Origin of the sequence: Bradyrhizobium algeriense (genome assembly GCF_036924595.1) — a bacterium.
GTDB lineage: Bacteria > Pseudomonadota > Alphaproteobacteria > Rhizobiales > Xanthobacteraceae > Bradyrhizobium > Bradyrhizobium algeriense.
In genome coordinates this window covers 4,882,784-4,906,075 of the sequence record NZ_JAZHRV010000001.1, presented here as the reverse complement: position 1 = coordinate 4,906,075, position 23,292 = coordinate 4,882,784, and the positions used below count along the sequence as shown (strand labels likewise).

Annotated in this window: 23 protein-coding genes and 1 pseudogene; 15 read left to right on the top strand and 9 right to left on the bottom strand. The window is 59.6% G+C overall.

The genetic code is table 11. The features are described from left to right. Position 1 precedes the first annotated feature (1 nt). From V1286_RS23735 to V1286_RS23700, 8 genes are all read left to right on the top strand, one after another. Positions 2–1,267 carry a type II secretion system F family protein gene (locus V1286_RS23735; protein WP_334483328.1) on the top strand — a complete coding sequence of 422 codons (1,266 nt, stop codon included), beginning with the start codon at positions 2–4 and terminating at the stop codon, positions 1,265–1,267. Next, a complete protein-coding gene (locus V1286_RS23730; RefSeq protein ID WP_334483326.1) occupies positions 1,264–1,704 on the top strand; it encodes a GspH/FimT family pseudopilin in 441 nt (146 codons plus the stop codon). The genes V1286_RS23735 and V1286_RS23730 overlap by 4 nt, the downstream gene beginning before the upstream one ends. Before the next feature lie 20 nt (positions 1,705–1,724). Continuing rightward, complete coding sequence (locus V1286_RS23725; protein ID WP_334483324.1) at positions 1,725–2,144, top strand: type IV pilus modification PilV family protein; 420 nt, start codon at positions 1,725–1,727, stop codon at positions 2,142–2,144. Further along, complete coding sequence (locus V1286_RS23720) at positions 2,141–2,785, top strand: prepilin-type N-terminal cleavage/methylation domain-containing protein (RefSeq protein WP_334483321.1); 645 nt, start codon at positions 2,141–2,143, stop codon at positions 2,783–2,785. Before V1286_RS23725 ends, V1286_RS23720 begins: the two co-directional genes overlap by 4 nt. A 329-nt stretch (positions 2,786–3,114) precedes the next feature. After that, positions 3,115–4,224 (top strand): PilN domain-containing protein, encoded by a 1,110-nt coding sequence (locus tag V1286_RS23715; RefSeq protein ID WP_334483318.1) that lies wholly within the window; start codon positions 3,115–3,117, stop codon positions 4,222–4,224. Next, on the top strand, positions 4,221–4,826 hold the full coding sequence (gene gspM / locus V1286_RS23710) for a type II secretion system protein GspM (RefSeq protein ID WP_334483315.1): 606 nt from the start codon (positions 4,221–4,223) through the stop codon (positions 4,824–4,826). The genes V1286_RS23715 and gspM overlap by 4 nt, the downstream gene beginning before the upstream one ends. Beyond that, entirely contained in the window at positions 4,823–5,422 is a 600-nt protein-coding gene (locus tag V1286_RS23705) for a hypothetical protein (RefSeq protein WP_334483313.1), read from the top strand. Before gspM ends, V1286_RS23705 begins: the two co-directional genes overlap by 4 nt. Next, positions 5,419–6,039 carry an A24 family peptidase gene (locus V1286_RS23700; protein ID WP_334483310.1) on the top strand — a complete coding sequence of 207 codons (621 nt, stop codon included), beginning with the start codon at positions 5,419–5,421 and terminating at the stop codon, positions 6,037–6,039. Before V1286_RS23705 ends, V1286_RS23700 begins: the two co-directional genes overlap by 4 nt. A 59-nt stretch (positions 6,040–6,098) precedes the next feature. Here V1286_RS23700 and V1286_RS23695 read toward each other — a convergent pair whose 3' ends face one another. After that, on the bottom strand, positions 6,099–6,761 hold the full coding sequence (locus V1286_RS23695; protein WP_334483307.1) for a PEPxxWA-CTERM sorting domain-containing protein: 663 nt from the start codon (positions 6,759–6,761) through the stop codon (positions 6,099–6,101). Between the two features lie 323 nt (positions 6,762–7,084). Between V1286_RS23695 and V1286_RS23690 the strand changes: the two genes are divergently transcribed. Further along, positions 7,085–7,411, top strand: coding sequence for an H-NS histone family protein (locus V1286_RS23690; protein ID WP_108514999.1), 327 nt, complete (start codon positions 7,085–7,087; stop codon positions 7,409–7,411). A gap of 649 nt (positions 7,412–8,060) precedes the next feature. Here the strand turns inward: V1286_RS23690 and V1286_RS23685 are convergent. After that, a complete protein-coding gene (locus tag V1286_RS23685) occupies positions 8,061–8,465 on the bottom strand; it encodes a VanZ family protein (RefSeq protein WP_334483301.1) in 405 nt (134 codons plus the stop codon). Between the two features lie 240 nt (positions 8,466–8,705). Here V1286_RS23685 and V1286_RS23680 point away from each other — a divergent pair. Both V1286_RS23680 and V1286_RS23675 read left to right on the top strand, forming a co-directional pair. Continuing rightward, positions 8,706–8,948: pseudogene (locus V1286_RS23680) on the top strand (PilZ domain-containing protein); the annotation flags it as partial. Positions 8,949–9,009: 61 nt separating this feature from the next. Then, positions 9,010–9,315 carry a hypothetical protein gene (locus tag V1286_RS23675; protein ID WP_108514995.1) on the top strand — a complete coding sequence of 102 codons (306 nt, stop codon included), beginning with the start codon at positions 9,010–9,012 and terminating at the stop codon, positions 9,313–9,315. Between the two features lie 161 nt (positions 9,316–9,476). Here V1286_RS23675 and V1286_RS23670 read toward each other — a convergent pair whose 3' ends face one another. From V1286_RS23670 to V1286_RS23645, 6 genes are all read right to left on the bottom strand, one after another. Then, positions 9,477–9,626, bottom strand: coding sequence for a hypothetical protein (locus V1286_RS23670; protein ID WP_334483297.1), 150 nt, complete (start codon positions 9,624–9,626; stop codon positions 9,477–9,479). Positions 9,627–9,908: 282 nt separating this feature from the next. Then, positions 9,909–11,441, bottom strand: a complete 1,533-nt coding sequence (locus V1286_RS23665; RefSeq protein ID WP_334483294.1) for a hypothetical protein — start codon at positions 11,439–11,441, stop codon at positions 9,909–9,911. Positions 11,442–11,490: 49 nt separating this feature from the next. Continuing rightward, positions 11,491–11,985 (bottom strand): hypothetical protein, encoded by a 495-nt coding sequence (locus tag V1286_RS23660; RefSeq protein WP_334483292.1) that lies wholly within the window; start codon positions 11,983–11,985, stop codon positions 11,491–11,493. Between the two features lie 26 nt (positions 11,986–12,011). After that, positions 12,012–12,995: a glycosyltransferase family 2 protein gene (locus V1286_RS23655; RefSeq protein WP_334483289.1), complete on the bottom strand. Its 984-nt coding sequence runs from the start codon at positions 12,993–12,995 to the stop codon at positions 12,012–12,014. 414 nt (positions 12,996–13,409) lie between these two features. Next, positions 13,410–13,820 (bottom strand): hypothetical protein, encoded by a 411-nt coding sequence (locus V1286_RS23650; RefSeq protein WP_334483287.1) that lies wholly within the window; start codon positions 13,818–13,820, stop codon positions 13,410–13,412. A 299-nt stretch (positions 13,821–14,119) separates the two neighbouring features. After that, entirely contained in the window at positions 14,120–17,221 is a 3,102-nt protein-coding gene (locus V1286_RS23645; protein ID WP_334483284.1) for an efflux RND transporter permease subunit, read from the bottom strand. A gap of 360 nt (positions 17,222–17,581) precedes the next feature. On the opposite strand from V1286_RS23645, the gene gspG reads away from it, so the two are divergent. After that, positions 17,582–18,010 (top strand): type II secretion system major pseudopilin GspG, encoded by a 429-nt coding sequence (gene gspG, locus V1286_RS23640; RefSeq protein WP_334483282.1) that lies wholly within the window; start codon positions 17,582–17,584, stop codon positions 18,008–18,010. Positions 18,011–18,160: 150 nt separating this feature from the next. Here the strand turns inward: gspG and V1286_RS23635 are convergent, their stop codons facing one another. Continuing rightward, positions 18,161–18,853, bottom strand: coding sequence for a PEPxxWA-CTERM sorting domain-containing protein (locus V1286_RS23635; RefSeq protein ID WP_334483279.1), 693 nt, complete (start codon positions 18,851–18,853; stop codon positions 18,161–18,163). A gap of 364 nt (positions 18,854–19,217) precedes the next feature. Between V1286_RS23635 and V1286_RS23630 the strand changes: the two genes are divergently transcribed. The 3 genes from V1286_RS23630 to V1286_RS23620 all read left to right on the top strand — a co-directional run bounded on the left by V1286_RS23630 (position 19,218) and on the right by V1286_RS23620 (position 23,290). Then, positions 19,218–20,153 carry an O-fucosyltransferase family protein gene (locus V1286_RS23630; RefSeq protein ID WP_334483276.1) on the top strand — a complete coding sequence of 312 codons (936 nt, stop codon included), beginning with the start codon at positions 19,218–19,220 and terminating at the stop codon, positions 20,151–20,153. Positions 20,154–20,517: 364 nt separating this feature from the next. Next, a complete protein-coding gene (locus V1286_RS23625) occupies positions 20,518–21,903 on the top strand; it encodes an oligosaccharide flippase family protein (protein WP_334483273.1) in 1,386 nt (461 codons plus the stop codon). A 61-nt stretch (positions 21,904–21,964) separates the two neighbouring features. Then, positions 21,965–23,290 carry a glycosyltransferase family 4 protein gene (locus tag V1286_RS23620; RefSeq protein ID WP_334483271.1) on the top strand — a complete coding sequence of 442 codons (1,326 nt, stop codon included), beginning with the start codon at positions 21,965–21,967 and terminating at the stop codon, positions 23,288–23,290. Positions 23,291–23,292: the final 2 nt, after the last annotated feature.

The window sequence follows — 23,292 nt, the reverse complement described above, 5'->3', positions numbered from 1 at the left end:
CTTGGCAACGTTTCACTACAAGGCGTACACGGAACGAGGCGCGGTCACCGTAGGGACGATCGTTGCCGAAGGTCTCGACGCGGCCGTCGACGCGCTCTACGGCTCGGGGCTGACGCCGTTCGAAACCTACGGCGTGGCCGACCGGACGGCGGAACGCTCGGGCCAGCCATCCGCTCCGGCGCGCGAAGCGGAAACGTCGGTCTGGAAACGCGAGCTCGTTCAATCGAACCGCTTCGGCCTGAAGGAACTGACGGCCTTCACGGTTGAGCTGGCTTCGCTGACCAATTCCGGGCTGACGCTCGATGCCGCGTTCCGGATCATCGCGGGGCCGGGCGCCGCGCCGAAAACCGCGCGTCTCGCCAACGGCCTTCTCAAGGACGTGCTGGCCGGACTGCAGCTTTCGGAAGCGATGGCGCAACGACCGGACGTGTTTCCATCGGACTACCGGGCCATTCTGGCTGCCGGCGAAGCCGGAGGTGTTACCGGGCAGGTCCTCAAGCAGATCGCCGAATTGCTGGCGCGCCGGCTCGAGATTCGCAACAAGATTGCGTCGGCGCTCGTCTATCCCATGATCCTGATCCTGATGTCGCTGGTATCGGTCGTGGTCATTGTGTTCGTGCTGATACCCAGCATCTCGCCGATCTTCGTCGATGCCGGCCTTCCGCTTCCGGGCATCCTGCATTTCTTCGAGGAGGTTCAGGACAATTGGCTGATGGTCCTGTTGGGGGTCGCTCTTTGCGGCGCAGCGGTTTTCCTGTTGTGGGGCAAGGCGAAGCAAAATCCGGAAGTCATGCTTGGTGCCGATCGTTTGAAATGCTCGGCGCCGGTGATTGGCGGGCTCATTCGTAGCCGCGAAGCCGGCGGCTTTGCGCGGGCACTCGGCACGCTGCTCGTCGCAAGGGTGCCCTTGATGTCTGCGATGCAGACCGCGCGGGCGCTCGTCACCAACCGGCACCTGAATGCGCTCTATGAGGGCGCCATCAAGCGTGTTCCCGAAGGCACGCCGCTGCACCGCGCCTTTGAAGGGGACGGCCTGTTGCCGCCGGCATCGCTTCGTCTTGTGGCCGTCGGAGAGGAATCCGGACAGCTCGGTCCCATGCTCATTCAGGTGGCCAGCGTGATCGAGGCCGATCTGCAGCGGCGCATCGAACGCATGGTCGGCCTGCTGACGCCGGCTTTGACGCTGGTCATCGGCGGAAGCATTGGGGGGCTCATCATGCATGTGATGAGCGCCGTGCTGTCGATCAACAATCTCGCGTTTCAATGAAACGCCCCGCACGATCATCAGCCGGGTTCACGCTGGCCGAACTGCTGGTGGTCATCGGGATCATCGGGCTTGTCCTTGCCGGCACGCTGTCCGCCAAGCCGAAGGCGGTGGCCACGCGTGTCGCCGTCACGGCCCGTTCCGTCACGGCGACGCTTCAGCTCGCTCGTGCGCAGGCGATGTCGAGCAATTCCGAAACGCTGTTCCGGATCGACGTCGAGAAAGGCCGGTTCGGCTTGCCGAATTCCATGCACGCGCTGCCGCGTGGAATGACGGCTGCGGTGGTGATTGCCGAGACCGAGCGCGCCGGCGATTTGGGCGGAATTCGATTCTATCCGGACGGCCAGTCTTCCGGAGGCGAGATCGCGCTGACGCTGGAGGGGCGGTCGGCGCGCATCGCCGTCAACTGGCTGACCGGCGAACCGCGGCTGATCCAATGATGGGCGCGCAATCCAGGCGAGTGACCAGGCGTGACGGCGAGCGCGGTTTTGCGCTGCTCGAAATCCTCGTTGCCTTCGTCATCCTGGCGCTGGGGCTCGGTGCGATATCGACGGGCGTGGTGGTGGCGATACGTTCCGATGCGCGCACGCAGGTCAATCGCACCGCGCTCAGGGTCGCGCAGTCGCGTCTCGAAGCCGCCGGCATTTCCGAGGCGCTTGCGCCGGGCTACCGGGAAGGCTTGATCGCGAACAAATTCCGATGGCGGCAGACCGTCACGGAACTTCGTCTCGCCAACGATACACGCCAGCCGCAAGGCGCCCGACCGGCGCCGGCAAATGGCGCATTGAGGTCCTTCTGGGTTGAAATCGCGGTTGAGACGCCGGACGGCGCCGCGACCAAGCTCGCGGCGTTGAAGCTTGCGCCTGAGGCGCGACAATGACACCGGCACTGCGCAACCGGCGGATCGCTCGAACCACTGCGCGCCGGCGCGGCGAGCAGGGGCTGACGCTGATCGAGCTGCTGCTCTCGCTCGCCATCCTGGCGATCCTGACGGGGTTTCTGGCCGGCGGGCTCTCGATGGCACGGCGGGCATTTGGCGCCGATCGCGCGGGCGAGATCGGGAGTGAGACCAGTGCCGCGATCCAGACCGTCGCCGCGCTGGTGGGGTCGGCGCTCCCGGTCCGATTTGACGGGGCGGGCCCAAAAGACGCCATTGGATTCGACGGTCGCGGCGAGGCGATCTCCTTTGTGGGGTTGAGCGAGGGTCGGTCGCTGCGAGGCGGGCCGCACAGAATCGTCTTGCGGTGGAGTGGCGGCGATATCGTCGCTGATTTCGTGCCGCTCAACGGGGCGCGCTCGAAGGAGCATCCCGAACCAGCCGTAACCCGGGTCGTGGTGCTTAGCGGCGTACGTGAAATCCGTATTGGGTATTTCGGCACCGTCGATGCCAAGGTCAAGCCGGCCTGGCGCGCCGATTGGGTTCGCGCCGAGCGGCTGCCGGATCTGGTCTCGATCCGGATCGAATTTGAGGACGAGCGGCGTAACGAGCCCGCCACCGTGGTGGCGCTGCGCCAAGGCTAGCGCATGATGAGATCAGGTTGGGCCGTGGCGACAGACCATCTCGGCCCCGGATGCAAGCGGCCTCGGTGCTGCGAGCCGGGGACCATTCTACTTTGCATGGGGTTGTTTTCGCGATTTTGTATCTGGGACCTGCCGTGTACCGCCGAAGTTTCGGATAATCGCGTCCAAACAAGACGGTAAACGAGTGATCAAACCCGGTTAAAGCACGGACTGAGGGCCGCCGGGCACTTCACGCAGCTGGTGAACGGCGGCTCGTTACTCTTGTTAAAGAATTAGTAAATAAGCTTTCCCTCGTTCGAATCGAATGCCTCGATCCGCAAGTGACGATCATGCCTGTCGCCGATCTTCCAGCCCGCGCCGGTGGCCTCCACGTCCTCACGGCGTGGGGCAGGGGCTTTGCACAATGGTGGCTGTCGGGCTTGCGCGACGCGGCTCCCGCGCGCTGGCGCGAATGGGCCGAGGGCGAGGCGAGGCCGCAGGTCACGCTTTGGCGGGATGGCGACAGCGTCACATGCCGCCTGGTGTCTGCCACGGGCCCGGCGGAAATCCGGATTCCATTTTCTCACTTCAACGCGGCCGCGCTCGAGCAGTGGCTCACCGAGCAAGGCGTGACGCGGGAAGCGACGACCGTGGCGCCGGTGATTTCGCGCGAGCTTTTCTTTCTGCGCGAGTTGAGTGTGCCCAGGGCGGCCTTTGGCGCCCTGCCCAAGATCCTTGACCAGGACATATCGCGGCGAACGCCATTCCAGCTTTCGGATATCTGGCATGCCGCAACCGCAATGGGCCAGGAATCGGACGGCGTCGTGCCGATGTGTCACTGGATTATCCGGCGTGATCGCGCCGAGGCGGCTTTATCGGAGCTCGGTCTGGCGTCGCGGGATGTCGACTGTTTGGCGGTGGCAGACGCCGGCGGCGAGGCCGTTCCCGTCATCATTTTCCGCGCCGCCAGTGACGAAGATCCGGCGTGGGCGTTACGGGCGGTTCGGCTGCTGGCAGCCGCCGCGCTCGGCGCGGTCCTGCTTGGCCTGGTCGTCTTCGAATGGCGCCAGGCCAGCGTTGCGGCCGCGCTGGAGACGGCAGTTGTCGAGGCCCGGCTATCAGCTCAAAGCGGTCGGGACGGCCTGGATCCCGCGGCGCGTCTGTTCGCGATGAAGGCCGACACCGGCATCCTTGCCGTGTGGGATGAACTGTCGCGTATTCTGCCCGATCATACTTTTCTGACCGAAACCCGCATCGCCGACGGCACGGTAACGCTATCGGGGTTTTCGGCGGATGCCGCGCGCCTGGTTCGCATCATCGACCAGTCGCCACTGTTTTCGGGCGCGACCCTGACTTCGGCGATTACGCCGGATGCGAACGAGCGCAAGGATCGCTTCAGCATCGTGTTCAAGCTGCGTGGCGCGCGTGCGGCGACCGCAAGATCCCGGGCCGCGCCATGATTCAGAATCTGAAATTGGCGCGTGGGACGCCGTTCCTGGCCTTCAATGCTGCCGCGATACTCTTTGTCGTCATCTTCCTGCTTGCACCGATCATGGCGCATTTTGCCGCGAGGGGCGAAGACATTTCGGACAATGCAGCGCAGCTTGCGCATTTCCAGAATGTCACGCGCACGGCAAAGAAGTCGGCCGGCACCCTCGGGAGGTCCGGCGATCCTTTCCTTCCCGGCAGTGAAGAGCGCGTCGCCAGCGCCGACCTGCAGGCCAGCCTGAAGTCGATGGCGGCGAATGCCGGCGTCAACCTGCTCGCTATTCGCGGGTTGCAGAGTGGGCGGTCCCAGCCATTGCACATGATTGCCGTCAGCGTAGAGCTCGAGGGGCCGCTGAAGGCCATCAGGGACATGGTCTTTGCGATCGAGAACCAGACGCCGCTGTTGTTCGTCCCTTCGGCCTCGTTCCGAAGCCTGGCGGACGGGGAGGACGGTCCGATCAGGGTGGAGCTCTGGGTTCAGGGAGCTATCCGCAACGGTCTGCAGCCTTCCGGAAGGGAGGCGGCCATGGGCGGCGGGCAAGCTGGATCGGCCCCGGCGGAGCGGATGCCATGACGTCATTGGCGCAAATGGTCCAGCTTCGGCTGTCGGGCATGGCCGGTTCACCGCGGCAATTCGTAGCCGCCATGCTCGGGCGGACCGACCTGCCCAGCCGGAGCGAATTGACGGCGCTGCGGCCTGCGACGCGCGTTCTCATCCTGGGTTTTGCGGCCTGGATCGGACTGGTCGGCGCGATGACACTAAGCGCGGTGATTTCGCTTGAGCTTTCGACGGTCACGGCCCCGGCCTGGTTTGGCAGAAGCGGCCCGGTCGCCAAGGCCTCCGAAGCGCGCGCCGCCGCGGGCTTTGAGAATATCGTGCAGCGTCCGCTGTTCTCACGTAACCGGCAGGGTTTTGTTGCGGCCGAGCCGGTCGCTGCGCCGCCCCCGACGATGGTGACGTTGGATTCGGGAATAACCCTCAAAGGGGTGTTCATGAGTGACGGGGTGGCGAAAGCGTTCCTGATCACGACGCAAAGTCCGCTGGGCGTATGGGTTCAGGTCAATGGGCAAATCGACGGCTGGCGCGTCGCCGCGGTGACCCCCGAGCACGTGGTGTTGGAGGGGCAGGGCGAAAAGCTGACCGTTCCCCTTCATGCAAGCGGGAGATGATGCGCTCGCTCCGCAAGACCGGTGACCGTACCGGCCGCTTTTTCAGCGAAGCGCTGGCATGGCGCTCGCCAGGGCAGCCATACGTTGTTGTGGCGTGGGCCTTGATAGCCGGCGCGGTCTGGTTCGCAATCGGCCTTGCAGGCGATCCCGGCTGGGCGCTGCCCGCCATTGCAGGCTGCTACCTCGTCGTCCTGTTGGCCGCTGTTTGCGCCATTGACGGCCGCTACGGGATCATTCCGGACAGCATGGTCCTGGCGCTGGCCGCCGGCGGCGCGCTACAGGCCTATCTGTGGGGCCCGGCGGACTTCTGGTGGCGTGGATTTGAGGCTGCCCTGGTCTTTGCTGCCGCGTCCCTGTTCCGCGCCGGCTATCGCTGGCTGCGAGGCTATGACGGCCTGGGTTTCGGCGACGTCAAGTTCGTCGCGGCGGGCACCCTTTGGATCGGCGCGGAAGGAATTCCCGGCCTGCTGTTGATCGCGGTGGTGTCCGCCCTGGTCAGTCTGCTGATACTGAGAGCGCAAGGACATGACCTGCACGGCAAGCAGGCGATCTCGTTTGGGCCTCACCTTGCCATCGGCCTTTGGTGGGTCTGGGTTTTGGGGCCGCAGCAGATTTAGAGCCGGGCAACAGAAAAGCCGCCCGAGGGCGGCCTTTCGCTTCATTGGTGAAGATGGAGTCAGGCGGCCAGCACGGCCTGCCGTGATTTCCGGCGATAGGCCATATATCCGATGCCGGCGAAGCCAAAAATCAACATCGCCCAGGTCGATGGTTCGGGGACGGCGTTGACCTGGATCGACACGTCACCCAGTAGCTGGTCGTTTGAGCTGAAGAGCTTGAGATCGAAGGTGTAGATGCCGGAGGCGTTGGGATTGAAATTGATCGGGCCTCCCAGAAAAGCGAAAGCGAGATTTTCGCTGTTCTGATAGAGCGGGCCGCCGATCGGGGTATTGTCTAGTATTAGCTGCGGATTGAACGCCAATACCCCTCCGGGCCCGGTAATCGTCAGTAACGAGTGGGTGCCCAGCAGCGAACCGGGATTGACCGAGAACTCGAAATTCCACAACGCCTTGCCGGATGAGTTGCCCGCCGGCGCGATGTAAAGATTTCCGGTCGGCGTGATCGGTCCGCCCCCGGGCCCTCGAATAGAGGCACGCAATCCGAGTTCGACCCCGTCAGCCTCAGTGTCGACCGCGAAATGGCCGTTGCTCGTGCCGGTCCCTTGGGTCCAGCCCGAAGCCAGATCCTGATTAAGCGTGACGACGGCCGACGCACTACTGACAAAGGAGGTCAGCGCAAGCGCGGTCCCCAGACCGATTAAACCCAGCGATGAAAACCGCATGATTCCTCCCCCCATTTATTATTGGTTGTATTTTCTTTAAACACGCTCCATTAATTCGAGTCAATCTCCGATTGGGGATAACTGCGCGTTACGTGAACCCGATGAGCCACCCCATCGCTCGTTTGGAGTTGGGACTAAATAGATCGAGTATGCCAAATCCGACGGGCGTGCGGCATCGAGCGAGCTCATATTCCCTAACAATTTGCCGAATAACGCTACTGCTTTGCAGCGCAGCATATTGAAATGCGGAACACTCGCGCTTTTAAATCACCGTTCGTCAAACGAAGATGGCAGCTAGAATTAGGTCATGATTGGGGACCGTCATGAAGCTGGGCGAACTTGAGCGAATGTCCGTCGACGATCTGTGGAAGCTGCATCTGGCGGTTGGCGAGGCCTTGGCCGTAAAAATGGCGGCAGAGAAAGATGTTCTTGAAGGGCGTTTGAAGCGGCTCAAAGCCAAGCCGACTCTTGAAAGACGAATTGCCAAGTCGGAGCGCCGGGGGTACCCGCCCGTCTTCCCGAAATATCGCAATCCCGATGATCCTTCGGAAACGTGGGCTGGACGCGGCAGGCAGCCACGGTGGCTTGCGGAGCAACTAAGGTCGGGGAAGAAGGTGGACGATTTTAGGATTGAGATGGCCGCGGAATAGCTTCGTCGCAGGGCCACCTGCCCACTAACCAAGGGCCGCCCGGAGACGGCCTTTGGTGTCGGATGTCTGAAAACCTGGGCCATGCGCTGGACAGGCCCCGCCTGCTTTCCCACGGTAAGCCAAGAAGGCCGACGCCAGCGAAGCCCAAGATCATCGTGGCCGTCAGAGATTCTCACGTTTCGAAGTTTTAGCGGATTTGTTAGCCTAACGGGCCGATATCTTCTCTACGATCATACGAGGCTGAAATGAGATTCATGATTGCGGCGCTCGCCTTATTGTCGATGGACGGAGTCACGTTGGCCGATAACAACTCCAGTCGATTCAAGATCGACAATGGCCGGGTTATTCTTGCGCAGAGCTATTGCCAAATTTGTTCTGATAACGCCACGGCTTGTCGCCTCGCCTGCAACGGCGCGGGGACATGCATTCAAGCATGCGATGACAGGCTGAGAGAGTGTCGTGAGCAAAATTGCGGATTACGGTACAGGTAGGACGCGACGAAGTATCCCGCGGGCGAAGACATCGACTGGCGTCACTTTTGCGAGAATTATAGCGTTTTCCAGCGAAGTGGAAACCGGTTCGCGTCAAGAAAACGCGTCAAAATAAGAACCTAGAGCCCCGTTCCGATTCAATCGGAACGGAAAAGGCTCTAGTCAGCGCTGATTCTTCTTCTCTCTCTGAAGTACTGGACTGTCCTGGCGAACATGATTCCAGCGGCTCCACCAACAATCTTCTCCAGCGCATCGATCAATGTGCCATGTCGGTCCGGCGTCATGGTCTGCAAGATCTCCAGTAGCGCCGCGGCACCGAACACGATGCAGCAAACAAGAATCAGGCGTCGAGGATAAGCGAAGCCAAAGAGGGCACCGAGGACCGCAAACGCGATGACGTGTTCAAAATGAGCGTAGGTCTGCATGGCCGGCTGCATCAGAAACGGCGAGAGCTTGAAATAGATCGAATAAACAAAGCCGACATGCGTCAGCGTGGCATAGGCGATCGCGATGACCGCGATCCATGCCGCAGCAATGGCAAGATGGGTGATACGTCTCTTCATCTTGGGGTTTTGCACTGGTCCAGAACTTCTTTCGAGGCAATAGGATCCTTAACCTTACCTCAGACCCGACATGGCAGGGGACTTGTCGGGCATTCCCCGCAAGCGCCGGGGGTAAACTTTCCAATAAGGGAAACTATCGATTGCGGGCCGATCGCTTAGGCGAAGTCCAACGGATTTTCGATAAGATTGCCGAAAGACAAAATCAAGCAGGCAAAAATCAACCAGGGATGGGTGGGTCGGGTGTTTGCGGATCGGCGAAAGAGCGAACGTCGCTCCTGTCATGGAGCAGCCAAGATTCAGTTTGGGGCCGGCTCTCTGCCGCGCGATTGCACGATCACGGACATATCTGATGGCGGCGTGCGGATTATCGCTGAAAATCTCGATGTGCCCGAGGAGTTCACGCTGATTCTTGCAACGGGTCGCCCGCGCCTGTGCCGGCTGGCATGGCGCATCGGATGCGAGTTCGGCGCCCAGTTCATCGACCATCTGGCCACGGCTCCGTCGCAGCATTCCAGTCCGCGGGGCAGCGCGAGGACACCGGAATATGCGTAAGGCACATTCAGCGCTGTTGGCGCTTTCCCTGGCGCTTGTGATCGCCCCTGAGATCGCAGCGGCGGGTGGTGCGTTTGTCGTTGCTCCGGGGTTTCGCGGGTTTGCCTATGCGGGCGGGTATGGCTACGCGCGCCTCTACGGTCATCCATTTGACGATGGCTATGATTTTCCGTTCGGCTATGGCGAGTATGCCGAGTACGGTCCATGGGCTTACCGCCGCGATGCCGCCTGCTATGCGCTGCGTCGGGTATGGACCGGCAGGGGCTGGCGGCAAAGAGCGGTCAGGATTTGCGATTGAGCGCAGGATGTGATCGGGCGGCGATGCCGCCCGTCTGCGGGCGCCCAGACTAGAAGTCAAACGCCCAGGCGAGGCTATGCAGAAGCAGCCACGACCAGCCGACCATGGCTGCGGCAATGGCAAACAGGTAGGTGAACCTGGCAACGCGTGAACGCATGATGTTACTTCGAGACGAGCCGGTTGACAGCGGCCGGCGCCCGTAGCGCGGCCTGGGTCCGGAAGACGGCCTGGCGCAGCCTCACCACTTCCGCGTAACGGTGGCTCAGTGACTTCTCGGTCGGCAATTCCCTGATACTTTTTGGTTTGTTCAAGCGCTGGCGTTTCACGTAATACCCCGCAGTTCATACAATCAATTTGGCCGAATACGGTAACTCAAAAACAACCATAGTTTCCTACGCGTCGTTCGCAACGCAACTCGCGCGTTAAGCTTGATACCCGCGCAAAACGTTAAATCAGGAACTTCGCTCTGGCGCTTGCGTGATGCTCTGCCAATCCCGGATGGCTGAACCGTCGCCGCCGTCTCGCAGAAGGCAGTAGGATCGCTGAATAGATGCTGAACGATCAACCCTAACGCGCGGCGCATTCCAAACTGCTTATCTGGACGATGCCGCCGGTGCCCCGCCGGCGCTCGTGTGCCATGGCCAGGTCGAAAGGATGCGCTCGGCGTCGGCTTCGAGAAGCTTTCGCTTCGCGATAACTTCTTCCTTCACAAGCCGGAGGTCTTCGTCCTGATAGAAGAAATCGGAGCAGCGTGAATTGTAGTCATTTGCAAGTGTGTTAAAGGCGCGGATGTCTTCGGGCCCCCGGACCTGTTGCTTGACCACGCGCAGCCGCTCTCCCTGAAAATGACAATAACGAACATATTCTCGCGAAAAGCGTTGGCCGTTGCCGACCGGGGGAAGCAGCTCGGGCTCCGTTTTCGGCTGAGGCGGATTAGGTGCCGAGGCGACGGAGGACGCCGCTCCAAAGTCGAAGGTCCAATACGCCCCCAGAAGGCCAAGCATGGCCAGCAGCGCGGCAGCCGCGAGCATGCCCTTTTTGACGTGACGGAAGCGGCTGCTTCCTTCGGGTACCGTGAGATCCCGGTCTGGTTCGATAGCCTTCGACGCGGCGCGCTGCATATCGCGCAGTATTTCTCCGACTTCGGCGAGCCGCGCGGCCGTATCCGGAATTGATCCGAAAGCGCCGAGCGCGTGATCCAGGACCTGCTGCGCCCTGAGGTAATGGTGCTGGTTGCTCAGATCGCCGAGCAGGCCAAATATGCGATCGGGGGCGACGTTCATCTCCGGATTGCTGACCCCCTCCTGCGCGTCCAGCACTAGCAGGGGTTCGCAGAGGAAGGCCCAGCGATGCAGCGCGTCGGCTAATTCCTCAATCGAGGATGGATCGTCCGGTCGTTGTTTCAGCGATTGGCAGGCATCCTCGACCTGCTGTTCAGCTTTGGAGCGCACCTCCCCAATGGCGCGCCGGTAGACTGCCAGCAGGAGAGAATGCGTTTGGATGAGCGGCCGGTCACGCGTTGCGAGGATCTGGTGAGTGGATTCCAGCAGCGGCTCTGCGGCGCTTCCAACCGGATCGTAGGCCTCGATCACGGCCACGCAATGGGCGTTAAGCAGATCGTTCAAGCCATCCCTTACGCTCGCCAAAGAGGGCGGGGGCCAACCGGCTCGTTGCCGGAGCGCCTGCAGGGCCCGATAGATTTCCATGACGTCGATGGAATTGTGCGCGTCAATCAAGGCCAGGAGCAGTTCGCTCGACGCGCCGCGGCGAGCTGCGTAACGTGCAATGAAATTGGCCTTCGAGGTCGGTGCAAGCTGAGCCGACGCTTGCAGTATGTCTTCGTCGGAAGCGTCGGCAGATAGTTCGGTGAAAAAGAGTTCGACGCGATCGGGCGTGCCGTCGAGGGGATAGGAGAGCTCGCTCGGCAGGCGCCGGACCGGGTCCAGGAGATTTGCACGGGCCTCCGCCAGGCTCGTCTCCGGCGCGATCCGCCTCTCTTGTGCGCGCGCGAGCGCGGCATCCATCTCCGAGGCCGTTGCGCCAGGATCGATTCCCAGCAGGCGGAATGGCTGGGTTAACGGATCAAATCCGGAAGGCGAGGCATTGTTGGCTGAGTTGATTGCCATATCCTGGATACCGACGTGCTCTCCGCGGACCTCCCTTAGAACAGAGTGCCTATGTCGAACCGTTTGTCGAGATGGTTGATCGATCAGCCACGTCGAAGTCGTTACGGAGCCGCACACCGATGTCATGCACCCGGGAACACCAAAGCTCCCGATCAATGCGGGGACCGGCTTCCGGCCGTATTGTCAGCATGGCGTTCCAAGGATTTGACCCGTAGACCGTAACGACAAATCCGCGATTGGGGCAACCGTCGATGATGCGTAGCGACTTCATGATGAGGCCTGCGATTTCATCCGGCTTACGGACCTGTTTGCTGCCCGTACCGGTAGGCAGGGCTGGCTGAATGTCCGGATCGGGCTGCTTGCCGGCTGGAAGCGGGGGAGGCAGGCTGTCGCTGCCGGTCCCGGATGCGGCGGACGAAACCGCGGGGGCGGCCTCTGCAGACGATTCGGCAGAAGGGCCCTCTTCACCAATTCTTTTCGGTATCGCCGCAATCTTCTGAGCAAATTCTACCAGGCTTCGATCAATCGCTTCGTCGGTGGACATAAATAATCCCGGAGCGGGTTTGAAAATCAGGAGGTCAAGGCCGGATTCTTGACGTCGGTCACCTTAAAGCCCTTCAAAAATACGCTGTGCCGAATTGAATCGGAAAGGTGCTGCGGAGGTGTGGTGTCTTCCTTTCCGGTAAGAAGAACCCGCAATCGCCAAAGCGAGAGGCCCGCGATTCTGCAAATGTCGACCATGGCGGCGTAGAACGCGCCATAGTTCTTCAGGAAGTGCCGCCTGCGCGCTTCCAGGAGATAGGATGGCAACCGCTTCGGCTTGCTGTTCACGCCGGTCGACTGACCGACGAGGTGGACCACGCGGCTCGCCGGAACGTACCAGCTCGGCCATCCCCGCTTTTTGGCGTTGAAGCAATAGTCGATGTCGTCGAAATAGGTGAAATAGCCTTCGTCGAGCAATCCCGTCGCTTCCACCGTCTCACGCCGGATGATCATGCTGGCGCCCGCAACCCAATCAGTTTCGAACGCATGATCGACCACAGGAGGAGCCACGATCCAGCGGCTTAGCAATCTGCTGACCGGTCCAATTTTCAAACTGCCTTCAAGTTCCCCGAGCGGTGACTGAAAGCGGAATGCGGACCGTTGTGGCGTGCCATCCGGGTCTTCGAGGCGACTGCCGGCAATGCCGACTTTCGGATTGTTATCCATGAAGTCGACGAGCGCCTTAAATGCGTTTGGCCGGACGATCGTATCGGAATTGAGCAACAGAAAATATTGTGGCTTGTTCGGCGATTGCAGCGCGGGGCGCAGGATCGCATTGTTGCCGCCGGTAAATCCGAGGTTTACGTCGAGCGCCGTGAGGGTGCACCAGGATGACCAGCCATTGTCGTCGATCGCCCGTTGGATGATCTTGGCGGAATCATCTCCCGACCCGTTTTCGCAGATCGCGACATGGGTATCGGGGACACTGGCGATTTCCTTAGCGACCGAGTGCAGGCAATCAATCGCTAGATGGGTGACGCGGTAATTAACGATAACAACGAGCAATTTCACGATGGGAGACCAGTTGGTTCAAGGCAATTGGCGATCATTAGTCTTGCAGATTAGAAAAGAAAAGGCATCTGTGATCTTCACCCTTGTTTAACGCGTTAGGCTAACGGAAGGCCGGCCGTTGCATTTGCTTTGCAGATACTGTGCTGCCAGCGAGGCTTGTACGCGCAACCTGGCACACTCCGAGCGAATCAGGGGAACCAAGTAGCGTTAAATGACCAAAGTCGCGGGACGTCGCTGGACTGCCAGGTCGTGGAACGATATTTCGTGGTTACTCATTATGCTTGAGTGGGCACTCGTGCATTGGGCAGAGCGGGCGCTTCATTCCAGCTTCCCGTACCATTTCATTCAATCTGGCACCCGAACAGATAGAACAATCAACGTGACGAGAACTGTCACAAGTTGTGGACGTCTTCGCTACTTTTCGTCGGCTGCTCGGACGGTAATCAAAAAGCTCAGGCCGGGTGTCTTGTTATCGCTTGTTTCGAATTCGACTTGGACAGAATCCTTGCCTACGAAATCTCTGTCAGGTGTGTAGAATAGGGCAATAGACGGTATCTTCCGGGCTGGGCAAGCGTTGATCGCCGCAACGTCGGGCGTCACAATTTGCAGGCCAACGGCGCCATGCGATGGCTTCTCGCGAAGTTTTGGCACCGGAACCGGTCCAGGATTTGTGCCGCAATTGTTGGGCGCGCTTAGCAAATTCCCGAGTACCACGGTTTTGTTCTTTTCAGTTCTTACTTCCTTGGGCGCATCGGCCTTAGAAGCAGTTCCAAATAGAGCGATAATCGCTACCGCAAGCAGAACGGATATCGGTCGGTAATTCATGGTCGCCTCGTGGTTCGGGATCTGCCGGGACTGTACGCGCGCAATCGGCTTGTTGCGCCACCTTATACCAAGCCACCAAACAAAAGACCGCCGCATCTCTCTGACGAGCCTGATAATCAGGCCACGGTAAACGTATTGCGACAACAACGATAGGTCAAAAGCCAGCGCAGGCGAAGCTAAGGATCGTCATGAACCCGAGTGCCCGCGCCCTAGGGACAGGAGCGACCGATTGAGAACCCCCATTGAAACCATACTAGTTTCGAACACCGGATTGCTCCAAGAGAGCTAGATAGCTGCTCTCACGATGGACTGCCTTCGAAAGTACGTCGGCTATGCCGACCTTCCTCCAGCCGTCGCCTTAAGCGGTCGATCAGGAGATAGATCACCGGCGTCGTGTAGAGCGTCAGGATCTGCGAAACCAACAATCCGCCGATGATGGTGATGCCGAGCGGCCGGCGCAGTTCGGTGCCGGGGCCAGTGGCAATGACCAGCGGAATGCCGGCAAACAGGGCGGCCATCGTCGTCATCAGGATCGGCCGGAAGCGGGCGCGGCACGCCTCGAAGATCGCATCCGCCGAAGACAGGCCGCGGTGGCGCTCGGCGTCGAGCGCAAAATCGACCATCATGATGCCGTTCTTCTTGACGATGCCGATCAACAGGATGATGCCGACGAAGGCGATCACGGTCAGCGGCGTATTGGTCACCTGCAGCGCGAGCAGCGCGCCGAGCCCGGCGGACGGCAGCGTCGAGATGATCGTGATCGGATGCGCCAGGCTTTCATAGAGCACGCCGAGCACGATATACATCGCCACCAGCGCGCCCAGGATCAGCAGCGGCTGCCGTCCGCTGGTCTTGTTGAAATCGCCGGCATTGCCGTCGAAACTGCCGCGGATACCTTCCGGCATGTGCAGTTCCTCGACCGCGCGCTGGATGTTCGAGATTGCGGCCTCCAGCGGCACATTGGGAGCGAGGTTGAACGACACCGTCGCCGATGGGATCGACTGGGTGTGATTGATCGCCAGCGATGCCAAACCGCGGTCATAGCGAACGACGGCCGATAGCGGCACCTGCGAGTCGTTGGTTCCCGCCACATAGATGCGCTCGAGGTTGGAGGGGTCGCTCTGGAATTTCGGGTCGATCTCGAGCACCACCATATATTGGTTGCGCTGGGTATAGACGATCGAGATCTGTCGTTGCGCGAACGCGTTGTTCAAGGCGTCGTCGATGTCCTTGACGCGGATGCCAAGCGTGGCGGCGGCCTTGCGGTCGATCATCAGCGTGAGCTGCAGCCCGGCGGCATCGCGGTCGGTGGAAATGTCAGTGATGCCCTCGACCGTTTCCATGCGCTTGGCGACCACGGGGGCCCATTTCTTGAGCAGGTCGACGTCGACACTGGAGACCGTGTATTGGTAAACGGAGTTACTTTGACGCCCGCCGGCACGAACATCCTGGGCGGCAAACATGTAGAGCCGTACGCCCGGCATTGTTTCGAGCTTCTTGCGCAAGCGGTCGATTACGAGCTGGGTGGTCAGTCCGGCTCTCTCTTGCGGCGGCTTGAGGCTGATGAAGAAGAGCCCCCGGTTTGCCGTCATGCTGCCAAGGATCGATCCGACGCCGGCGACGGCGTCGTCCGATTCAATGGCGTCCTCAAGCTGTTGCTGAAATCTGGTCATGGACTGGAACGAAGTGTCCGATGAACTTTGCGAAGCACCGACGATGAGGCCGCTGTCGTCGATCGGAAAATAACCTTTCGGGATCTTGATATAGAGCACCACCGTCAGCGCGATGGTCGCAAAGAACACGAGCAGGGTCAGGAACGGAAAGCCCAGCACCGCCCGCAGCGTCCAGGTGTAGAAGCCGACGATGCGCGACAGCGTGCCCTCGACCAGGCGGTCGAACCAGGTCGCGCGGTCGGAGGTCGCCTCCTTGATGTAATGCGCGCAGATCATCGGCGTGACCGTGAGCGAGACCACGGTCGACACCACGATGGCAAAGGTCAGCGTCAGCGAGAATTCGCGCAACAGCCGGCCGACGATCCCGTCCATGAAGATCAGCGGCGTAAACGCCGCGATCAGCGACAGGCTGATCGACAGCACGGTAAAGCCGATCTGTTTGGCGCCTTCGAGTGCTGCCGGATAGGGCGCCATGCCGTGTTCGAGGTTGCGGTGCATGTTCTCGATCATGACGATGGCGTCGTCGACCACGAAGCCGACGGAGATCGCAAGCGCCATCAGCGACAAATTGTCGATCGAGAAGCCGGCGAGCCACATGCCGGCGCAGGTGCCGGCCAGCGCCAGCGGCACCGAGACGCCGGCCGCAATGGTCGGCGTCAGCCGGCGCAGGAAGAAGAACACCACCATCATGACCAGAAAGGCGGTCGCCAGCAGCGTGTACTGCATGTCGAGCACGCTGGCGCGGATGGTGTTGGTGCGGTCGACCAGCGTCGAAATCTCGAGGCCGGCGGGCAGCCATCGTTTGAGTTCCGGCAGCAAGGCCTTCACGCGATCGACGGTCTCGATCACGTTGGCGTCGCCCTGCTTGGTGATCTGGATCAGCACCGCCGGTTGCTTGTTGAACCAGGCGATCGAGCGGTGGTTGCGGACGGAGTCCTCGACCTCGGCGACGTCGGCGAGGCGGACGAAATTGCCGGCTGAGCTCTTGATGATGATGTCGCGGAATTCGGCCGCGGTGCGCATCTGCTTGTTGGTCGAAATGGTCTCGCTCTGGCGACCGCCGTCGAAGATGCCGACCGGGCCCAGCGGATTGGCGTTGATGATGGCGAGCCGCACGTCGTCGGTGGCGATCCCCGCATTCGACAGGCCCACCGGGTTCAGCGCGATCCGCACCGCCGGCTGATCGGCGCCGGAGACGGAAACCTCGCCGACGCCCGGCACCTGCGAGATGCGCTGCGCGATCACGGTGTCGGCGACGTCGTACATCGCACTGGTCGTCAGCGTCTTCGACGTCAGCGCCAGCACGAACATCGGCGTCGCCGAGGGATTGGTCTTGCGGAATCGTGGCAGCGACGGCAGGTCGCTCGGCAGGTCCGCCAGCGACGCGTTGATCGCAGCCTGCACGTCGCGCGCGGCGCGGTCGATGTTGCGCCCGATCGCAAATTGCAACTGGATGCTGGTGCTGCCGAGCGAACTGGTCGAGGTGATCTGCTCGATGCCCGCGATCTGGCCGAGCCGGCGCTCCAAAGGCGCTGCGACCGTTGCCGCCATCACGGCGGGATCCGCACCGGGGCGGTTGGCGAACACCCGGATCATCGGGAAGTCGACATTGGGCACCGCCGAGACCGGCAGGAACACATAGGCGACCATGCCGACCAGAAAGAGCCCGACCGCCAGCAGCGTGGTGCCGACCGGCCGGCGGATGAACGGCTCGGAAATCGAGGCCATGCCCAATCTCGTCCATGGCGCCGACTGCGCGGGCGCCGAAATGCAATGCTCCAGCCTTTCGAACCTGCCGGACTACTGGATTAAATGATAGCCCCGGGGGCGCCAGTTTAAGTTGGTATTTACCAGATGGGGGCGGGCCCTCAATAAGCCCTTCAGCAATTATACCGAGCTTTCCCGGTATCCGTTACCTGACGTTGACCGTTTCTCGAGCGAGTTCCACTCGTAAACCCTTTGGACACCGGCGGACGACAGTATCGCTTGCGGAAATTCACGAAGATGAATTCAGGGGCGATCAGGATGTTGGCCAAGATACTGGACAGGGCGAGACACCGTGCTGGAAAGCCGTTCGGGGGTGGGGCCTTGTGGTCCCGAGACCGTAAAAATGCGGGCTATACGCTGCTCGAACTGTTGGTCGTGATGGGCATCCTGGCAGTTCTGACGGCGGTCGCGACGCCGCAGCTGATGGGTTATTTCGGCAAGGCCAAAACCCAATCAGTGCAGCTGCAGATCGAGAATATCGGGACCGCGCTCGAGCTCTATTATATGGAAAACGGCGGCTATCCGAGCGCCGGCGCTGGGTTGAAAGCCCTCGTCGAGGCGCCGCCAGAGGCGCCGCGCTGGAACGGGCCTTATCTGAAGAAGGCGAAGAACCTGCTCGACCCCTGGGGGCGGCCGTATCAGTACGTCATCTCCGACGGCCAATATGAGGTTTATTCGCTAGGCGCGACCGGCAAGGCAACCTCCGTGTCGGCGGTCCAGTCATCGTCATTCCGTAGTTCCGGAAGCTAGCCTGTAAACCATTTCAAGTATCGATCAGGGCTTTCGGCAGCCGAGCAGCTTCGCGCTTGGAAGATTTACACAGTGCTGCAAAAAAGCCCCGTCAATAAAATGGACGGGGCTTGTTAGGCTCTGAAGTTCGAAGAGCAGTGGCTTGGAGAATCAGGCCAAGCGCACGGCTTCTCGGTTCTGCCTGTTGCGATACGCCACGAAGCCTACGCCGAAGAAGCCCAAGATCATCATGGCCCAAGTAGCCGGCTCAGGCACCGCGGTAACCTGGAGGACCGACGGAGCGCCATTGGCTGACACATACCAGAGTTCGAAAGTAGCCGGAGCTTCGCCAAGCGGATTTGTGAAACCCTGAGTAATCGCCGATGTTTCCGCGGGGCTGAGGAGCCGAAGGCTGCCGTTGATGAACAGCGTCGCGCCGTCATCGTGTGTGATCGTTCCGCCAGGACCGTAATACGTGCCCGTGATCTTGAAGAACGTGACATAGGCGTCGCCCGCGACGCTCAGGCTCGTGTTGCCGAAGGCTGCCACGTCTGCGATCGACGAATTGGGTGAGGAGTAGCCGGAGATATTCGCCAAAGTCAGGAAGTTCGAAGCAAGATTGCCGGCCGAGGTGGTGTTTTGCGGCGAATTGTCCACCCAGTTAAGCGGTCCAGTATAGGTGAAGTGAGCATCGGCGGTCCCCGACGGAACCGCATTTGCAAGGTTGTTCGAATCGACGCTGTTAGGCGCGCCGTTCCATACCGTGACGTCAAACACACCGGTCAGGAAAGCAGCCGACGCCGGAACGGTTGCCAGTCCAAATAACGCGACACCAACCAGTGCCGAGGTAATCAATTTCTTCATAGCAATCCTCCAATTCCCAATTCCGCAAGCCACAGGTGAGGCACGCAACCATTAATCGGATATTAAAGAAATTGGTTTGAGTCAACGCTAATTTTGCGGCGCAATGTCGGAATTAACAAAATAAATATTTTAAATTCTCAATTTCTCGATATTTAATTTGAGTTATTTAATTGAGAGTAATGCCGAATTCCCTGTGAGCCGGGTGAAAGAAGCGAGAAATCCCGACCTGACAAATGGGAGGTTGAAGAAATACTCATGACAGATTTGCGGTCACATGCGAAAACGTTCGGATTGCAGGGAGGGTAAATGGAAGTTACTTCGACACCAGTATCCGCTGCAATCCGAGGGCCGTCAGGTTTCTAAATTGAATCAATCGCTTATTCGGGTGCATCCGGCTGGACGATTGGCCAACCAGATGGCTCAATTCATGTTGGCTCGCGAGATCCAGGCGTCGTGTGGGACAGACGTGGTCGTGCGCGGTTATCACATGCCGGAGTGGGGATTGGATGCCGGCCCGGATGGGGCAGGGCCGAGATCAAATTTGTCGATCGGATCAAGTTTGACCCGGGTCAGCTATCTTTCCGCGATGATCGACCGCTATAGGCCGGTCACGCTCGAGCTGGATGGCGTCGTTCAGAGAATAGGTAATTACGGCAATATCGACCAATACCGTAACATATTTCCGTTGAGGCAAGGCGAGGGCGTTCCAATCGGAGATGATTGCATCCTGATACATATCCGGGCCGGCGATGTTTCCGCGCCCTCTCACGATAGCTACGGACCGATCCCGATCAGCTATTATCAATACCTCGTCTCAGCAACGAAGTTACGGCCAGTGTTTATAGGCGAAATTAGCCCTTCGCCCTACATTGAAGCTTTGGCAAGCAAGTTTCCCGAGGCTGAGTTCGTCGGCGGCGCGTCGGTATTCGACGATTTTCAAACCATGCGCAGGGCCCGCCATCTCGCGGTCTCCGTTAGTAGCTTTTCGTGGCTTGCCGCCCTGCTGTCGAATGCGGAAACCATCCACGTACCGCTGGCCGGCTTGTTGGACCCACGTGCGCGGCCTGACGTGGATCTGCTTCCACTCGGCGATCCTCGTTATCGATTTCACAACGTCAGCGCTGGCGCCTGGCATAACCGCTATTCAGACATTTTCGCACATCGAAGTGACTTCGGCCCAATCTCCGCGATCGAAACCGGGCGCCTCAAGGCTGCAGCCGCAAGATGGACCGCATGGAAAAGCGCCAAGGTACATTTCGGGCTGATGCGCAGGATGATCGTCCACAAATATTGCGGCTAGCGGCAACTCGCATGCAGGAACGATGATATTGCGCTTTAAATCAGTTAACCCGCGGTTTGTGCGGCTCGTTAATCAATTCCACAGATTTCGTATCGATACCGCAGTTCGGGCCGCCAAATGATGATGTTTCACGCTATTCAGACGGGACGAGCGGCGAGCCGCTATATTCAAACCAGGTTGTGCGATCTCCACGGCCAATTTCGATCGGCGAGATAAGTTTTTGGGGGCGACAGCCATGATCTTGCGATGGCTGCGCTGAAGGGACAGCAAGCATTGTCGATCATGCAGAGAAACGCTAACCGGCCGCATGCCGCGTGTGGCTGAAAGGCGCGATCGTCATGGCTGGTCTTTGGTTTGGTGAGGGATGAGTTCAATAGAAGCACAGCAGCCACCTGCACCGGCGTCACTGCGCTCTCGCGCGTTTCGGGCCGGCAGTTGGGCATTGATGGGACATTTTTCGAGCCTGGCGCTTCGATTCGTTGGAACCATCATTCTCACCCGGATATTCGCTCCTGAGGCTTTTGGAATCCTGGCTGTCGTGATGTCGGTCCAGGTTGTTGTCACGTTGCTGACCGATATCGGGCTGAGGCAGGCTGTGATCCAAAGCCCGAACGGCGAGAAGCGGGAGTTTTTGAACACTGCTTTTACCCTGCAGATACTGAGAGGCTTCTTTATCTGGGGGTTGAGCGCCATCTTCGCAGCAGGGTTAGCGATCGCAATGACGCACCATCTGCTGCCGTCTCAGTCAGCATATGCTGATCCCCAGATCCCAATTTACCTTGCAGTTGCATCGTTCTCGGCAGTGATATTGGGTCTGCAATCCATGAAGGCGACTATCGCCGGCCGCAATTTACAGATGGAGCGGCTGTTCGTCATTGAGATCATCGCGCAGTCAGTCAGTCTGATCTTCGTCATTCTGCTAGGTTGGGCTACCGTATCTCTGTGGTCTTACATTCTAGGCATGCTGCTTTCGGCTGCAATCACAACATTGCTTACTCATTGCATGCTGAAGGGCTGCTCGGATCGGCTGGGCTGGGACCACGACGCGAGTAGGGAACTGTTTCGATTTGGCAGATGGACTTTCCTGTCTTCGATGCTGAGCGCCTTTGCGGCCAATGGGGATCGTCTGTTGCTTGGCGGGTGGCTCAACGCGCAAATGCTGGGCTTTTACTCTGTCGCGTACAATTTGGCCTCGGTGCCCGACGGGCTTGTCGGCAGGGTGTTCGGAGGCGTTTCTTTTCCCGCGCTTAGCGAGGCGGCCCGCCAACAGCCGCATCGCGTTCCTGAGATATACTTTCGAATGCGCTGGCTCATGGACGCCGCGCTTTTGTTCATCGCCGGATTTCTTTTCTCGGCTGGCTCGGCGATTGTCCACTTGTTGTATGATCCGCGCTATGCGGCCGCCGGCTGGATGCTTGAATATCTGTCCTTTGGACTGCTTTTCGCACGGTACGGCATATCTCAGTCTGCCTATCTGGCTATGGGCCGGCCAGAATATCTCACGATATTAAGTGTTACCAAGCTGATCTCGCTTTTCTTATTTGCAACTGTGCTTTTCTACGCGTTTGGCGTGCAAGGCGCCGTGCTTGGGGTCGCCTTCCACATGCTGCCGACGACGCTTTGCACGTTTTATCTGAATCGAAAGCATGGGTTGAACAGTCTTCGCCTCGAGCTTGGCGTGCTATTCACCTGGGTGATTGGCTGGCTAATCGGCATCGGATTATCGAAGGTCATATTTGCCTGCTGCTGATCGGATCCAGTTTGAGGACATGCCGAGAGCGATGGCGCGAGAGTAGGGAGTACGCAGTGACATGAACGGAAGGAAGGAGGCAGTCGCCAGGAGATTGCGTGTTCTGATTCTTGCCGAAGCCGCTAATCCGGAATGGACCAGTGTGCCTCTCATTGGTTGGAGCTTGACTAACGCGCTGTCAAAGGTTGCCGACGTGCACCTCGTTACGCAAGTCCGCAATAAGGCGGCTCTGCTTCGAAAAGGCTGGATCGAGGGGGAAGCCTTTACCGCGATCGATAATGAAGGAATCGTCGCGCCCTTGCATTCTATGGCTACCCGTTTGCGAGGTGGCCACAATCAAGCCTGGACAACGGTCATGGCATTTACGGCTTTTGCATACTACTCGTTCGAGCTGCAGGTGTGGAAGCGCTTTCGCCGCCAGTTAATCGCCGGCGAGTTCGATGTGGTCCATCGTATCACGCCGCTGAGCCCCACCACCCAGAGCTTGCTCGCCGCGAAGCTCGCCAGGCACAACGTTCCCTTTGTGCTCGGGCCGTTGAACGGTGGTGTACCCTGGCCAAAGGGGTTCCGCCACCGTCAGTATGCCGAGAAGGAATTTCTTTCGCACATCAGGCCGCTGTACCGATTGATGCCCGCGTACCGATCGACTCGGAAAAATAGCGCAGCAATCATCTCGGGATCGAGATTTACGCAAAGTGAACTGCCCGATTGGGTACGCCAGAAGAGCATCTTCATTCCGGAGAACGGCGTAGACAGTGATCTGTTTAGCAATTTCAGAAAGGAAAATTCATCGCTGCCCTTGCAGGCGGCGTTCGTCGGGCGACTCGTGCCGTACAAGGGGGCGGACATCCTAATCGAAGCTGCCAGACCGTTCCTGGAAGCTGGCTCTCTGAAGCTGCACATTATCGGCGACGGGCCTCAGAAGCCGCTTCTGCACCAGAGGGTCGAAGCGCTTGGCCTGCAGGAAAGTGTAGTTTTTCACGGCTGGGTCCCGCATGCCGACATTCAGGCGAAACTGCGCTCCTGCGATTTCCTTGGATTGCCAAGCATCAGAGAGTTCGGCGGCGGGGTAGTCGTAGAGGCGATGGCGCTCGGCGTTACTCCGATCGTCGCAGACTATGGTGGACCGGCCGACCTCGTTGATGACAAGACCGGAATCCGCGTGAGATTTAGCGACGAAGCGAGTCTGACCGCAGGCTTTAGATCAGCGATCGGAAGCGTTATTCAGGCACCCGAATTGCTGAACGAACTCGGAAGCGCGGCGCGCGAGAAAGTGCTGCAGAATCTGACCTGGGACGCCAAGGCGCGGCAAATGCTCCGCATCTATGAGGCTGTTAGAACCGGGAAGCAGGATCTGAGCACCTTAGGGCTACGACCAGCACTTTGAGA

Bases quoted from the DNA above. Each gene is read 5' to 3' on its own strand.
- V1286_RS23730 (WP_334483326.1), top strand. From the start codon at position 1,264: ATGAAACGCCCCGCACGATCATCAGCCGGGTTCACGCTGGCCGAACTG.
- V1286_RS23720 (WP_334483321.1), top strand. From the start codon at position 2,141: ATGACACCGGCACTGCGCAACCGGCGGATCGCTCGAACCACTGCGCGC.
- V1286_RS23715 (WP_334483318.1), top strand. From the start codon at position 3,115: ATGCCTGTCGCCGATCTTCCAGCCCGCGCCGGTGGCCTCCACGTCCTC.
- gspM (WP_334483315.1), top strand. From the start codon at position 4,221: ATGATTCAGAATCTGAAATTGGCGCGTGGGACGCCGTTCCTGGCCTTC.
- V1286_RS23705 (WP_334483313.1), top strand. From the start codon at position 4,823: ATGACGTCATTGGCGCAAATGGTCCAGCTTCGGCTGTCGGGCATGGCC.
- V1286_RS23700 (WP_334483310.1), top strand. From the start codon at position 5,419: ATGATGCGCTCGCTCCGCAAGACCGGTGACCGTACCGGCCGCTTTTTC.
- V1286_RS23695 (WP_334483307.1), bottom strand. From the start codon at position 6,761: ATGCGGTTTTCATCGCTGGGTTTAATCGGTCTGGGGACCGCGCTTGCG.
- V1286_RS23690 (WP_108514999.1), top strand. From the start codon at position 7,085: ATGAAGCTGGGCGAACTTGAGCGAATGTCCGTCGACGATCTGTGGAAG.
- V1286_RS23685 (WP_334483301.1), bottom strand. From the start codon at position 8,465: ATGAAGAGACGTATCACCCATCTTGCCATTGCTGCGGCATGGATCGCG.
- V1286_RS23675 (WP_108514995.1), top strand. From the start codon at position 9,010: ATGCGTAAGGCACATTCAGCGCTGTTGGCGCTTTCCCTGGCGCTTGTG.
- V1286_RS23665 (WP_334483294.1), bottom strand. From the start codon at position 11,441: ATGGCAATCAACTCAGCCAACAATGCCTCGCCTTCCGGATTTGATCCG.
- V1286_RS23660 (WP_334483292.1), bottom strand. From the start codon at position 11,985: ATGTCCACCGACGAAGCGATTGATCGAAGCCTGGTAGAATTTGCTCAG.
- V1286_RS23650 (WP_334483287.1), bottom strand. From the start codon at position 13,820: ATGAATTACCGACCGATATCCGTTCTGCTTGCGGTAGCGATTATCGCT.
- V1286_RS23645 (WP_334483284.1), bottom strand. From the start codon at position 17,221: ATGGCCTCGATTTCCGAGCCGTTCATCCGCCGGCCGGTCGGCACCACG.
- V1286_RS23635 (WP_334483279.1), bottom strand. From the start codon at position 18,853: ATGAAGAAATTGATTACCTCGGCACTGGTTGGTGTCGCGTTATTTGGA.
- V1286_RS23625 (WP_334483273.1), top strand. From the start codon at position 20,518: ATGAGTTCAATAGAAGCACAGCAGCCACCTGCACCGGCGTCACTGCGC.
- V1286_RS23620 (WP_334483271.1), top strand. From the start codon at position 21,965: ATGAACGGAAGGAAGGAGGCAGTCGCCAGGAGATTGCGTGTTCTGATT.